Raw genomic sequence first — 12667 nt, 5'->3', positions numbered from 1 at the left:
CCGCGGCCGCGCCTGAGAGAGTGTCCGCACCACGAACTCCGGAGGTGCGCATGGACCAGCCGCTGCTCACGCGGGACCGCTCCCCGCTGCCCACCCACGTCGACGGCCTCCACGCCTACACCGGCGAGGACGGCGTCGCGGTGCTGGAGTTCGCCCGGCCGCACCGGCGCAACGCCGTCACCCTGGCGATCTGGCAGGCCCTGCCGAAGGTCCTGCTCCGGCTCGCCGAGCAGCCCGGTCTGCGGGCCCTGCTGGTCACCGGCGCGGGCGGCACCTTCAGCGCCGGCGCGGACATCGCCGAACTGTCCGGGATCTACGCCGACCCGGACCGCGCCGACGACTACCACGCCGTCAACGTCGCGGCCGAGGAGGCGCTGGCGGACTTCCCGCATCCGACCGTCGCGGTGGTGCACGGCGCCTGCGTCGGCGGCGGCTGCCAGCTGGCCGTCGCCTGCGACCTGCGGTTCGTCGCCGAGGACGCCCGGCTGGGCATCACCCCGGCCAAGCTCGGGGTGGTCTACCCGGCGGTGCCGACCCTTCGGCTGGCCCGGCTGGTGGGCCCGTCGCGGGCCAAGTACCTGCTCTTCTCTGGCGAGTTGGTGACCGGCCGGGAGTGCCTCACGCTCGGTCTCGCCGACCGGGTCCTGCCGGGCGCCGAACTCGACGCCGGGGCGCTGGAGTTCGCCCGACTGCTGACCACCCGCTCATCGCAGACCATCGGCGCGGTCAAGGCCGCGCTGGCCGTCCCGCCGGAGCGGGCCGCCGAGGCGCTGCACCCCTGGGAGCGCCGCTCCCGGGAGGCCCCGGACGTCCGCGAGGGTCTCGCCGCCTTCCTGGAGGGCCGGCCGCCCCGGTTCTGACTGGCCCGGGCCGGACGGACGTAAGGGCGCACCCGCCGGTCGCGCCGCCCGGCCCCGCGGCACTCAGCGGATCGGCATCCCCGAGATCGCCCGGGCGATCACCAGCCGCTGGATCTCGCTGGTGCCCTCGAAGATCGAGTAGATCGCGCTGTCCCGGTGCATCCGCTCGACCGGGTACTCGCGGGTGAAGCCGTTGCCGCCGAGGATCTGCATCGCCTGCGCGGTGACCCACTTGGCGGTCTCGCCCGCGTAGAGCTTGGACATCGAGCCCTCGGCGGCGGTGAACGGCTGGTTGTTCGCCGCCATCCAGGAGGCCCGCCAGACCAGCAGCCGGGCGGCGTCGATCCGGGTCTTCATGTCCGCCAGCTGGAAGGCCACGCCCTGGTTGTCGATGATCGGGCGGCCGAACTGCACCCGGGTCTTCGCGTAGTCCAGCGCCACCTCGTACGCGGCCCGGGCGATGCCGATCGCCTGCGCCCCGACGGCCGGCCGGGAGGCCTCGAAGGTGGCCATCGCCGCGTTGCCCCGGCCGCCGCCGCGCTTGGCCCCCTCGCGGGCCCGGGCCAGCCGCTCGTCCAGCTTCTCCCTGCCACCGAGCAGGCAGTGCCCCGGCAGTCGGACGCCGTCCAGGACCACCTCGGCGGTGTGCGAGGCACGGATGCCGTGCTTCTTGAACTTCTGGCCCTGGCTCAGCCCGGGCGTGCCCGGCGGCACCACGAAGGAGGCCTGGCCGCGCGCGCCGAGCGCCGGGTCGACGGTGGCCACCACCACGTGGACGGCGGCGATCCCGCCGTTGGTCGCCCAGGTCTTGGTGCCGTTCAGCACCCACTCGTCCTTGGCCTCGTCGTAGACGGCCCGGGTGCGCAGCGCGGACACGTCGGAGCCGGCGTCCGGCTCGGAGGAGCAGAAGGCGGCCACCTTGAGGTCGTCCGGGGTGCCGAACATCTGCGGCGCCCAGGTGCCGATCTGCTCGTCGGTGCCGTTGGCGAGCACGGCGACGGCGGCCAGCGTCGTGCCGACGATCGAGAGGCCGATGCCCGCGTCGCCCCAGAACAGCTCCTCCATGGCGATCGGGATGCCGACGCCGGAGGGGTCGAAGTACTGCTGGGCGTAGAAGTCCAGGGAGTAGATCCCCAGCTTGGCGGCCTCCTGGATGACCGGCCAGGGGGTCTCCTCGCGCTCGTCCCACTCGGCCGCGGCGGGGCGCATCACGTCGGCGGCGAAGCCGTGCAGCCAGTCGCGTACGGCGAGCTGGTCCGCGCCCGGGTCCAGCGAGAACGTGCTCATGATGCCTCCGGTCGAAGGGGCCCCTCGCCGCCCGGCGGGGCGGCGGATGCAGGGGCGGGGCAGTGGGGGTGTCGGACAGGTGTTACCGGGGGTAACATCGCGGGGAGTCTGCTACTCATAGGTAGGAATGTCAACGCCCCGGGGCCGTCGACGCCCCCGCCGGGCAGCTCCGCGGCACGCCTGCCCCGCGCCACGCCCCCGTACGCCCCCGACCCGCTCCACCCGACCGCCCGCACCGCGCCCGCACCACCCCGCAGCCGCAACCCCGTCGGCCAGACCCGCCAGGAGACCTCATGCCGCCCTCCGACGCACCCCGCCGGGAGCAGCTGCTCAACGCCGCCGACCGGGTGGTCCAGCGGGAGGGCCCGGGCGCCAGCATGAACGCCATCGCGGCCGAGGCCGGGATCACCAAGCCGATCCTCTACCGCCACTTCGGCGACCGGAACGGCCTGATCCGGGCACTGACCGAGCGCCACACCAGCGGTCTGCTGGCCGCCGTACGGGCCGCGCTGAGCGAACCGCTGGAGCGCCGCGACCGCGTCGAGCACGTGCTGGACACCTACCTCGCCGGGATCGAGGCCCGCCCGCAGGTCTACCGGCTGCTCACCCATCCCGAGCCCGGCGACCCGTCCGGCGTCGGCAACGCGCTCGCCCCGGCGCTGCGGCAGATCGCCGAGGAGATCACCCGGGCCGTGCAGAGCCAGGTGGACCTCGGGGCCGACCGGGAACTCCTCGCGGAGGCCTGGGGCCGGGGGATCACCGGCATGGTGCTGGCCGCCGGGGACTGGTGGCTGGAGTCCAGACCGTGCTCGCGCACCCGGATGGTGCAGGCGCTCGCCGACCTCCTCTGGGGCCGGCTGGCCGCCGCCGCCGACCTGCCGACCGCCGCCCTGCCGGCCCCGGCGCAGGACCCGTCGTCGAGCTGAACTCTTGTGCTGTGCATGCCAGCTCGGGCATCATCGGGCCCCACCCCCACGCTCCGCGAGATCCCGTGAGGTACCGATGCGCTTGTGCCGCACCGCCGTTGCCCTCCTGCTCGCCGCCACCGCCGCCCTGGCCGCCCCCACCCCCGCCCTGGCCGCGTCGCCGGACGCCTCCCGGTCACCGGCCCCGTTCCGGGCCGGGTTCCCCACCGGCACCGCCACCGCGCCGGACGGCACCACCGACCTCACCGACGCCGCCGGCCGCCGGCTGCGGCTCCGCGGCTTCAACCTCGACAAGTACGCCGAGGCCACCGAACAGGATGTCGCGTCCCTGGCCGCCCAGGGCTTCACCCTGGTCCGGGTGGCCGTCTCCTGGACCAGGCTGGAGCCCGTCCGCGGGCACCTCGACCCGACCGAACTGCACCGCGTGCAGCGGGTGCTGGACTGGGCCGACCGCTACGGCGTGCTGGCCCTGGTCGACTTCCACCAGGACGTCTACGGGCCCAGGTTCGGCGGCGGGGACCGCGGCGTCCCGCTCTGGGCCACCCGCGACGACGGCCTGCCCTTCACCCCGGACCCGGACGACTGGTTCGCCGGCTACTTCCAGCCCGCCGTCCAGGCGGCCTTCCGCCACCTCTACGACGACCCCGACCTGCGCGCCTGGCAGGCGGACTTCTACACCCGGCTGGCCCGCGAACTGCGCGGCCACCGCTCGCTGCTGGGCTACGACCTGTTCAACGAACCGTTCGGCCCGGTGGACGGCGACCCGACCGACCCGGCCGTGCTCGCCGCCTCCTCCGCCGCCCTCGAGCAGGGCCGGCTCGCCGACATGTACCGCCGGCTGATCCGGGCCGTGCGCCGCGCGGACTCCCGCGCCTGGCTGTTCGTCGAGCCGACGGTACTGGTCGGCCAGGGCGTCCCCACCCGGCTGCCCGGCTTCGGCGACCCGCGCCCCGGCGCGCCCCGGCTCGGCTACGCGCCGCACTTCTACGACACCGCGGTCGAGGGCGGCGCCGACTGGGACCCCTCCGGCGGCTTCGTCGAGAACTACACCGCCGCGATCACCGCCTACCCCGCCGCCCACCGCCTGCCGGTGCTGGTCGGCGAGTCGGGCCCGCCGGACGCGCGGACCCCGGGCAACTCCCAGCTGGTCCGCCGTCAGGTCGCCGCCATGGACGGCTTCGCCGCCGGCTGGACGATGTGGTACTGGTGCCGGGGCAACGGCGGCTACTGCGCGTTCGATCCGGCCGGCCGGCCGGCCCCCGGCGACGAGCCGGTCTTCGGCCCCTACCCGGCGGCGGTCGCCGGGACGGCCGTGCGCACCGGCGCCGCCGCGGGCGGGCACGTGGTGCGCTGGAACGCCGACGGCAGCGACCGGACCACCGACCTGGTGCTGCCCGCCGCCACCTTCCCGGCCGGTGCGCGGATCACCGTCACGCCGGCGGCCCGGGTCGAGGTCGACCAGCCGGCCGGCGGCCGGGCCGGCACCGCCCGGATCCGCCTGCCGCACACCCGCCCGGGCACCCCGGTCACGGTGACCGTCACGCCCCGCTGAGGCCCGGTGGCCCGCCCCGACCACGAGAACCCAGGACCACGGGACGGGCCACCGCGCGAGGTTCGGCACCGGGCTCCTACCGGGCTCGAACCGGCTCAGGCCAGACCGCGGCGGGCCAGCAGCGGCCCGGTCCTCGGGTCACGCCCGACCACCGCGCGGAAGGAGTCCAGCGGGTCCCGGCTGTCCCCGCGCGAGAGCAGCTCCCGGCGGAACACCTCGCCGCTCTCCCGCACCCCCCGGCCGTTCCCCTCGAACCAGTCCACCGTCTCGGCGTCCAGCACCTCGGACCAGATGTACGCGTAGTACCCCGCGCTGTACCCGCCGGCGAAGATGTGCGAGAAGTACGCCGTCCGGTAGCGCGGCGGGATCGCCGCCACCGCGAGCCCGGCCTTCGCCAGCGCCTGCGCCTCGAACTCCTCGGCGTCCGCGATCTCCTGGCCCGGCGCCACGGTGTGCCAGGCCAGGTCCAGCAGCGCCGCCGCCAGGTACTCCACGGTCCGGAACCCCTGCCCGAAGCCGTCGGCCGCCGCCATCCGCTCGACCAGCTCGGCCGGCAGCGGCTCGCCGGTCACGTGGTGCCTCGCGTAGTTGGCCAGCACCTCGGGCCGGACCATCCACATCTCGTTGACCTGCGAGGGGAACTCCACGAAGTCCCGCGGCACGTCCGTCCCGGCGAAGTACGGGTAACGCACGTCCGAGAAGAGCCCGTGCAGCGCGTGGCCGAACTCGTGGAACAGCGTGCGCACCTCGTCCCAGGAGAGCAGCACCGGCTCGCCCGGGGCCGGGCGGGGCACGTTCAGGTTGTTCATCACCACCGGCCGCCGGCCCAGCAGCCGCGACTGGGTGACCAGTTCGTCCATCCAGGCGCCGCCGCGCTTGGACGCCCGGGCGTGGAAGTCCGCGAGGAAGAGGCCGAGCGAGCCGCCGTCCTCCTCGAACACCTCGAAGACCCGCACGTCCGGGTGGTACGCCGGGAGGTCCGGCCGCTCGGTGAAGGTCACCCCGTAGGCCAGGTTCGCGGCGAAGAAGACCCCGTCGCGCAGCACCCGCTCCAGCTCCAGGTACGGGCGCAGCGCGGCCGCGTCCACCTGGTAGGAGGACTGCCGGACCAGCTCCGAGTAGTACGCCCAGTCGTGCGCGGCGATCTCCTCGACGCCGTCGACGGCCGCCGCCGCGGCCAGCTCGACCGCCTCCCGCCGCGCGTTGGCCACCGCCGGCGGCACCAGCCGGGTCAGCAGCGCGTCGACCGCCTCGACGGTGCCGGCCGTCTCGTCCGCCACCACGTGGGCCGCGTGCGTGTCGTACCCCAGCAGCCGGGCCCGCTCGGCGCGCAGCGCGGACATCCGGATCGCCAGCGGGCCGTTGGCGTCGGCCGCCCGGCCCAGCGAGGCCGCCAGCAGGCGTTCGCGCACCGAGCGGTCGGTGAGGAAGGCCAGCTCGGTCTGGTTGGAGAAGTTCTTCAGGTTCAGCACGTACTTGCCCTCGTGGCCGAGCGCCCGGGCGTTCGCGGCCGCGCCGGCGATCGCGTCCGGCGAGAGCCCGGCCAGTTCGGCCGCGGAGTCCAGCACCAGCGCCCGCGCCTTCGAGTCCGCCGACACGTTGCGGCGGAACGCCGAGGCGCCGGCGGCCAGTTCGGCGTTCAGCCCGCGCAGCCGCCGCTGGTCGGCGGCGCCGAGCCGGGCGCCGGCCCGGACGAAGGCGGTGTGCCGCCGCTCCAGCAGCCGCCGCGACTCCGCGTCCAGGCCGAGCCCGTCCCGTCGCCCGTGCAGCTCCTCGATCCGGGCGAACAGCGCGGCGTCCAGGTGGATCGCGTCCCGGTGGGCCGCCAGCCTCGGGCTGATCTCGCTGTCCAGCCGGTCCACGCCCGGGGTGGTGTCCGAGGAGACCTGGTTGTCGAAGACCGCCCGGACCCGCTTCAGCAGCGCACCCGAGCGCTCCAGCGCGATCAGGGTGTTGTCGAAGGTCGGCGGCTCCGGATTGGCGGCGATCTCGGCGATCTCGGCGAGCTGCTCGGCCATCCCGCGCTCGAACGCGGGCAGGTAGTGCTCCTCCCGGATCTCGGCGAACGGAGGCAGTTCGTAGACCAGGGTGCTGGGCTTGAAGAACGGGTTCTCGGTCATTTCGCCGACCCTACGCCGTGGCAACGGCCGGGCACACGCGTCCGGCCCGGCGGGCGGCGCACCGTCGGCGCACGGGCGCACGGATCGGCACGCGCGCCTGCGCCGGTTGTCGTACCCACCGGTTACCGTCGAGGTCCGCAGCCCGTACGCCCGAGAGGAGGAGCCCCCGTGGCACCCCGGATCGCCCTCGTCCCCGACCCGCACGGCCCCGGCGGCCGGCTGCTCCCCCTCGACGACGCCGGGGCCCCGCTCGGGCCGCCCGCCGCCGTGGCGGACCTCGCGGCCGCCGTCGCCGAGCGGGAGGCCGCCGAGCACCCGCGCTGGGTCTGGGCGGCCACCGACAGCGCCTACGCGCCGCTGCTCCCCCGGCTGCCCGACCGGCTCGCCCGCTGCCACGACCTCCGGCTGACCGAGGCCCTGCTGCTGGCGTACGAGGGCCGGTTCGGCGCGCCCCGCTCGCTCGGCGCCGCCTGGGCCCGGCTGAACGGGCGACCCGTCCCGGCCGACCTGCCCGAGCCCGGCTCCGCCGACTCCGGGGACGGCCAGGACACCCTGTTCGCCCCCGACCGGCTGCAACTCCCGCCCGGGGCCGACGCGCTGGCCGCCGTGGCGGCCGTCCACGCCGAGCAGCAGCGCCGGCTCGCCGCGATCGCCGAGCCGGGTGACCGCGCCCGGTTCCGGCTGCTGGTCGCCGCCGAGTCGGCCGGCGCGCTGGTGGCCGCCGAGATGGCGCACGACGGCCTGCCCTGGCGCACCGACGTCCACGACCGGCTGCTCACCGAGCTGCTCGGCCCCCGTCCGACCGTCCCCGGCACCCAGCCCAGGCTGCTCGCCGAGCTGGCCGTCGAGCTCCAGGAGGCCCTCGGCGGCCGGCCGTTCAACCCCGACTCGCACAGCCAGGTGCTGCGCGCCTTCGCCGACCGGGGCGTCCAGCTCGGATCCACCCGGTCCTGGGAGCTGAAGGCGGTGGACCACCCGGCCGCCGCGCTGATGATCCGTTACAAGGAGCTCTCCCGGATCCACGCCGCGCACGGCTGGGCCTGGCAGGACGCCTGGGCCCGCGGCGGCCGGTTCCGCCCCGAGTACGTGGTCGGCGGCGTGGTCTCGGGCCGCTGGGCCAGCCGGGGCGGCGGCGCGCTGCAGATCCCGCGCATCCTGCGCCGCGCCGTGGTGGCCGACCCGGGCTGGCTGCTGGTCGTCGCCGACGCCGCCCAGTTGGAGCCCCGCGTCCTGGCCGCGCTCTCCCAGGACGCCGGCCTGGCCCGCACCGCCGCCGGCGGGGACCTCTACGAGGCGCTGGCAGCCTCCGCCTTCCAGGGGGACCGCGACAAGGCCAAGCTCGGTCTGCTCGGCGCCATGTACGGCCAGACCAGCGGGGACATCGGCGTGCTCCTCGCCACCCTGCGCCGGCGCTACCCGGCCGCGATGGGCTACGTCGAGGCGGCCGCCCGGACCGGCGAGGACGGCGGTGTGGTCGCCTCCCGGCTCGGCCGGGCCTGCCCGCCCCCCTCGGCCGACTGGCTCGACCTCACCGAGGCGCCGGAGACGGCCGGGGAGGCCGGCGGCCGCTCGGCGAGGGCCCGGGGCCGCTTCACCCGCAACTTCGTGATCCAGGCCAGTGCGGCCGACTGGGCGCTCGCCCTGCTCGCGGCGCTGCGCCGCCGGCTGAACGCGCTGCCCGCCACCGGCCCGGACGACCGGCCGCACCTGGTGTTCTTCCAGCACGACGAGGTGGTGGTGCACACCCCGGCGAACCTCGCCGACGAGGTGGCCGCCGCCGTCGCCGAGTCCGCCGACGAGGCCCGCCGGCTGGTCTTCGGGGACACCCCGGTCCGGTTCCCGCTCACCACCGCCGTGGTGGACTGCTACGCCGACGCCAAGTAGCCGGGGTCGGGCCGCGCGCCCAGGGCCGGCCGCGCAGGCCGCCCGCTACAGCTTGCGGAACGCCCGCGCCTCCTCGGCCGCCGCGGCCACCTCGGCGACGCCCGCCCCGGTGGAGGCCGTCACCGCGGCCGCGACCGCGCCCTCCACGAACGGGGCGTCCACCAGCACCACCCCGGGCCGCGGCTCGTCCTCCAGCAGCGTAACGGCGGTCAGCACCGAGCTGCCGAGGTCGGCCAGCACCACCACGCCCGCCCCGCCGTCCGCCTCCGTGACGGCCCGGGCGATCAGGTCGTAGCTGGTCCCGAGCCCGCCGTCCTCCGTCCCGGCCGCCACCACCACCCGCACCGCACCGGAGGCGAGTTCCGCCAGCAGCTCCCGCAGCCCGGCGGCGAGCTGTGCGCTGTGCGAGACCAGGACGATGCCCACGTAGTCGCTCATACCGCCGACCCTACGACCGCCCCGGCGCTCCGCGGGAGGGGGCCGGCCGGCCCCGCGTGTCGTACCGCGGGCCGCCCGGGGGCGTGTCGCACCCCGTGCCGGGCACCCCCGTCTGGCGTAGCGTCGGGTCAGCACCGTCTGCCGAGGGAGCGAAGCGCTGTGAAGAAGCTGATCAACACCCCGGAGAGCGTCCTGGAGGACGCCCTGGCCGGAATCGCCGCCGCCCACCGGGAGTTGACGGTGGACATCGCGCATCGGGTGATCACCCGCGCGGTCCGCCCGGCGGCGTCGAAGGTCGCCCTGGTCTCCGGCGGCGGCTCCGGCCACGAACCGCTGCACGGCGGGTTCGTCGGCCCGGGGATGCTGGACGCCGCCTGCCCCGGCGAGGTCTTCACCTCCCCGGTGCCGGACCAGATGCTGGCCGCCGCCAAGGCCGTCGACTCCGGCGCCGGGGTGGTCTTCGTCGTCAAGAACTACACCGGCGACGTGATGAACTTCGCGCTGGCCGCCGAGCTCGCCACCGAGGAGGGCATCGAGGTCCGCACGGTGCTGGTCGACGACGACGTCGCGGTCGAGGACTCGACCTGGACGGCCGGCCGCCGGGGCACCGGCGCGACGGTGCTGGTGGAGAAGATCGCCGGCGCGCTGGCCGAGCGCGGCGCCGCGCTGGAGGAGGTCACCGCCATGGGCGCCCGGGTCAACGCGGCCTCCCGGTCGTTCGCGATCGCGCTGACCGCCGCGACCACCCCGGCCGCCGGCAAGCCCGGCTTCGACCTGCCGGAGGACGAGATCGAGGTCGGCGTCGGCATCCACGGCGAGCCCGGCCGCCGCCGCGAGAAGCTCCGCCCGGCCCGTGAGCTCGCCGCCGAGGTGGTGGAGACCGTGCTCGCCGACCACCACCTGAGCGCCGGCGACGAGGTGATCGCCCTGCTGAACGGCCTCGGCGGCACCCCGCTGCTGGAGCTGTACGTCGTCTTCGGCGAGGTCGCCGCCCGGCTCGCCGAGCGCGGCATCACGGTGGCCCGCAGCCTGGTCGGGAACTACGTGACCAGCCTGGACATGGCGGGCTTCTCGCTCACCCTGACCAAGGCCGACGCCCGGCTGCTGGAACTCTGGGACGCCCCGGTGGACACCCCCGCCCTCAAGCGGGCCTGACGGAGGAGGGACGGTCATGGACTTCGACACCGCACTGGCCGAGGCCTGGGTCCGCGCGATCGCGGCCGCGGTCGACGAGGAACAGGGGCGGCTCACCGAGCTGGACTCCGCGATCGGCGACGGCGACCACGGCAGCAACCTGCGGCGCGGCTTCACCGCCGTGCTCACCGCACTGGACTCGCTCGCCCCCGACAGCCCGGGGGCGGTCCTGAGCACAACGGGCAGCACGCTGATCTCCAAGGTCGGCGGTGCCTCCGGCCCGCTGTACGGCAAGGCCTTCCGCGCGCTGGGCGCCGCACTGCCCGGGCCGGCCGACCCGGCCGCCTTCGGCGAGGCGCTGGCCGAGGGGCTGCGGGCGGTCCAGGCCCTCGGCAAGGCGGAGCCGGGCGACAAGACCATCGTCGACGCCTACACCCCGGCGCTGGCCGCGTACGCCGAGGCGGTGGCGGCCGGCGCCGACCTGCCGCGGGCCGTCGGGGCCGCGGCGGACGCGGCCGAGCAGGGCGCGCTGGCCACCGTGCCGCTCCAGGCCCGCAAGGGCCGCGCCTCCTACCTGGGCCCGCGCAGCGTCGGCCACCAGGACCCGGGCGCCACCTCCACCGCCCTGCTCTTCCGCGCCCTGGCGGAGGTGGTCGGCGCGGAGTAGCCCCGGAGCGGCCCCGGCCCTACCGGTCCGTCCGGGAGATCAGCAGGAGCAGCGCGTCGTCGCGCAGCTCCCCGCCGGTGTGCTCCAGCAGGTCGGCGTAGACCCGGCCGACCGCCGCCTCCAGCTCCGTCGCGGAGCGGGCCGCGCCCCGGACCAGCGGGCCGACCCGCTCCGCCAGCGGGTAGAAGTCGCCGTTCTCGCGGTGCCGCGCCTCGATCACGCCGTCGGTGCAGAGCACCAGCACGTCCTCGGGCCCGAACGGCTGCTCCCAGGTGGCCGGCTCGCCGACGGCCAGCCGGCCCAGGCCGAGCGGCACCCACGGGTCGGGCGCGTGCAGCACGTGCGCGCCGCCGTCGTGGTCCACCCGGATCGGCGGGACGTGCCCGTACTGCAGCAGCTGCATCACGCCCGGCACCCGGAACTCGGCGAAAAGCGCGGTGGTGAACTCCCCGTCCGGGGCGTGCCGCTCGACGCTGGCCTCGATCCGCGCCGCGACCCCGCGCAGCCCGGCCTCGTCGTAGGCCGCCTCCCGGAACGAGCCGAGCACCACGGCGGCGGTCTGCACCGCGCCGAGCCCCTTGCCGCGGACGTCGCCGACCGCCACCCGGGTGCCGTGCGGGGTCTCCAGCACGGAGTAGAGGTCCCCGCCGATCCGGGAGGCGTCGGCGGCGGACACGTACCGCACGGCCAGGTGCAGCGGACCGACCACCGGTCCGGGCAGCCGCAGCAGCGCGCGCTGGGCGGCCTCCGCGACGGAGCTGACGGCCGCGAAGGCGGCGGCCCGCCGCATGCGGATCTTGGCCACCCAGGCGGAGAACACGGTGAGCAGCAGATAGCTGACCATCGCGCCGTAGAGGAAGCGCTCGTCGTTGACGTTGTCGACCTCGTCGTAGTGGCTCAGGCCGAAGACCGCGAACAGGCCAAGCAGGCAGACCATCAGCAGTTCGAGCGGCCGCAGGGTGAGCGCGGCGATGGTGGGGACGACCGTCATCAGCGGGGCGAGGTAGCGGTCCTTGCCGGAGAGCAGGTCGGCCAGCCCGACCAGGACGATCGCGATCAGCGCGGGGCTCGCCCGGCGCCAGAGCGGTACGTCCTGGAGGTCGGCCGCCAGCAGCGCGCCGCGCCGCCGCTCCGGCGGCAGTCCCGTGGCGGTGGGGGCCGCGGGCGACTGGGCTCGGCGGATCGGGAACACCTCTCGAACATAACGGACGCTCATCGTCCGCACCCCCCGGGAGGCGGCCGCCCCGGACGCGCCCGCCGGGCGGCGCGGATTCGGGCGCAGCGTGTCCGGGCGCATACGCTCTGCTGTCGGACCGCGTCCCCGATGCGATCCGCACCACACCACCCCCTTCGGGGAATACCCCGCAGGGGTATGGTGTCATCAAGAGTGGGAGCCCGGGCGCACGCCCGCGGCCGAACAGACCTCCCGGAGGCCCCGATGTCCAGCACCATCACCTACACCGTGACCGGCATGAGCTGCGGCCACTGCGAGAGCTCGGTCAGCAAGGAGCTCACCGCGCTGGCCGGCGTCACCCAGGTGGCGGCCGACGCCAAGGCCGGCACCGTGACGGTCTCCTCGGCCGCCCCGCTCGACGACGACCAGGTCCGCGCGGCCGTCGACGAGGCCGGCTACGAGCTGGTCGGCCGGTCCGTCTGAGCCCCGCGGTGGGGGGGGGGGGGGGGGCCCCCCCCCCCCCCCCCCCCCCCCCCCCCCCCCCCCCCCCACCCGGAACCCCCCCCCCCCCCCCGGATGTAATTTTACACACCCGGGTTTGGGGCACGGGCCCCGGGGGGCCCGC

Annotated in this window: 11 protein-coding genes; 7 read left to right on the top strand and 4 right to left on the bottom strand. The window is 75.9% G+C overall.

Features of this window, described 5'->3' with window-relative positions:
- Positions 1 to 50: 50 nt before the first annotated feature.
- Complete coding sequence (locus tag ACFWA9_RS11530; RefSeq protein WP_329489918.1) at positions 51 to 860, top strand: enoyl-CoA hydratase/isomerase family protein; 810 nt, start codon at positions 51 to 53, stop codon at positions 858 to 860.
- Positions 861 to 923: 63 nt separating this feature from the next.
- Here ACFWA9_RS11530 and ACFWA9_RS11525 read toward each other — a convergent pair whose 3' ends face one another.
- Entirely contained in the window at positions 924 to 2147 is a 1224-nt protein-coding gene (locus tag ACFWA9_RS11525; RefSeq protein WP_352297756.1) for an acyl-CoA dehydrogenase family protein, read from the bottom strand.
- A gap of 293 nt (positions 2148 to 2440) precedes the next feature.
- On the opposite strand from ACFWA9_RS11525, the gene ACFWA9_RS11520 reads away from it, so the two are divergent.
- Positions 2441 to 3073 (top strand): TetR family transcriptional regulator, encoded by a 633-nt coding sequence (locus tag ACFWA9_RS11520; RefSeq protein ID WP_359810444.1) that lies wholly within the window; start codon positions 2441 to 2443, stop codon positions 3071 to 3073.
- A 76-nt stretch (positions 3074 to 3149) separates the two neighbouring features.
- A complete protein-coding gene (locus ACFWA9_RS11515; RefSeq protein ID WP_380385795.1) occupies positions 3150 to 4625 on the top strand; it encodes a cellulase family glycosylhydrolase in 1476 nt (491 codons plus the stop codon).
- A 95-nt stretch (positions 4626 to 4720) separates the two neighbouring features.
- Here the strand turns inward: ACFWA9_RS11515 and ACFWA9_RS11510 are convergent, their stop codons facing one another.
- Positions 4721 to 6745: a M3 family metallopeptidase gene (locus ACFWA9_RS11510; RefSeq protein ID WP_380385792.1), complete on the bottom strand. Its 2025-nt coding sequence runs from the start codon at positions 6743 to 6745 to the stop codon at positions 4721 to 4723.
- A gap of 168 nt (positions 6746 to 6913) precedes the next feature.
- On the opposite strand from ACFWA9_RS11510, the gene ACFWA9_RS11505 reads away from it, so the two are divergent.
- Positions 6914 to 8629 (top strand): bifunctional 3'-5' exonuclease/DNA polymerase, encoded by a 1716-nt coding sequence (locus ACFWA9_RS11505; protein ID WP_380385789.1) that lies wholly within the window; start codon positions 6914 to 6916, stop codon positions 8627 to 8629.
- Between the two features lie 45 nt (positions 8630 to 8674).
- Here the strand turns inward: ACFWA9_RS11505 and dhaM are convergent, their stop codons facing one another.
- Positions 8675 to 9067, bottom strand: coding sequence for a dihydroxyacetone kinase phosphoryl donor subunit DhaM (dhaM, locus tag ACFWA9_RS11500; RefSeq protein ID WP_352297769.1), 393 nt, complete (start codon positions 9065 to 9067; stop codon positions 8675 to 8677).
- A gap of 159 nt (positions 9068 to 9226) precedes the next feature.
- Between dhaM and dhaK the strand changes: the two genes are divergently transcribed.
- On the top strand, positions 9227 to 10222 hold the full coding sequence (dhaK, locus tag ACFWA9_RS11495; protein WP_352297772.1) for a dihydroxyacetone kinase subunit DhaK: 996 nt from the start codon (positions 9227 to 9229) through the stop codon (positions 10220 to 10222).
- 16 nt (positions 10223 to 10238) lie between these two features.
- Entirely contained in the window at positions 10239 to 10868 is a 630-nt protein-coding gene (gene dhaL / locus ACFWA9_RS11490) for a dihydroxyacetone kinase subunit DhaL (protein WP_380385785.1), read from the top strand.
- A gap of 19 nt (positions 10869 to 10887) precedes the next feature.
- On the opposite strand, the gene ACFWA9_RS11485 is transcribed toward dhaL, so the two are convergent.
- Positions 10888 to 12060, bottom strand: a complete 1173-nt coding sequence (locus ACFWA9_RS11485; protein WP_380385782.1) for a PP2C family protein-serine/threonine phosphatase — start codon at positions 12058 to 12060, stop codon at positions 10888 to 10890.
- A 246-nt stretch (positions 12061 to 12306) separates the two neighbouring features.
- Between ACFWA9_RS11485 and ACFWA9_RS11480 the strand changes: the two genes are divergently transcribed.
- Positions 12307 to 12525, top strand: a complete 219-nt coding sequence (locus tag ACFWA9_RS11480) for a cation transporter (RefSeq protein ID WP_329489908.1) — start codon at positions 12307 to 12309, stop codon at positions 12523 to 12525.
- Positions 12526 to 12667 lie beyond the last annotated feature (142 nt).

Origin of the sequence: Kitasatospora sp. NPDC059973, assembly GCF_042737525.1 — a bacterium.
Classification (GTDB): domain Bacteria; phylum Actinomycetota; class Actinomycetes; order Streptomycetales; family Streptomycetaceae; genus Kitasatospora.
The sequence above is the reverse complement of the archived record's forward strand: the minus strand, read 5'-3'. Positions and strand labels throughout refer to the sequence as shown.

What these genes read in the sequence shown, in the direction of transcription:
- ACFWA9_RS11530 (WP_329489918.1), top strand. Translation starts at nt 51, where the DNA reads ATGGACCAGCCGCTGCTCACGCGGGACCGCTCCCCGCTGCCCACCCAC.
- ACFWA9_RS11525 (WP_352297756.1), bottom strand. Translation starts at nt 2,147, where the DNA reads ATGAGCACGTTCTCGCTGGACCCGGGCGCGGACCAGCTCGCCGTACGC.
- ACFWA9_RS11520 (WP_359810444.1), top strand. Translation starts at nt 2,441, where the DNA reads ATGCCGCCCTCCGACGCACCCCGCCGGGAGCAGCTGCTCAACGCCGCC.
- ACFWA9_RS11515 (WP_380385795.1), top strand. Translation starts at nt 3,150, where the DNA reads ATGCGCTTGTGCCGCACCGCCGTTGCCCTCCTGCTCGCCGCCACCGCC.
- ACFWA9_RS11510 (WP_380385792.1), bottom strand. Translation starts at nt 6,745, where the DNA reads ATGACCGAGAACCCGTTCTTCAAGCCCAGCACCCTGGTCTACGAACTG.
- dhaM (WP_352297769.1), bottom strand. Translation starts at nt 9,067, where the DNA reads ATGAGCGACTACGTGGGCATCGTCCTGGTCTCGCACAGCGCACAGCTC.
- dhaL (WP_380385785.1), top strand. Translation starts at nt 10,239, where the DNA reads ATGGACTTCGACACCGCACTGGCCGAGGCCTGGGTCCGCGCGATCGCG.
- ACFWA9_RS11480 (WP_329489908.1), top strand. Translation starts at nt 12,307, where the DNA reads ATGTCCAGCACCATCACCTACACCGTGACCGGCATGAGCTGCGGCCAC.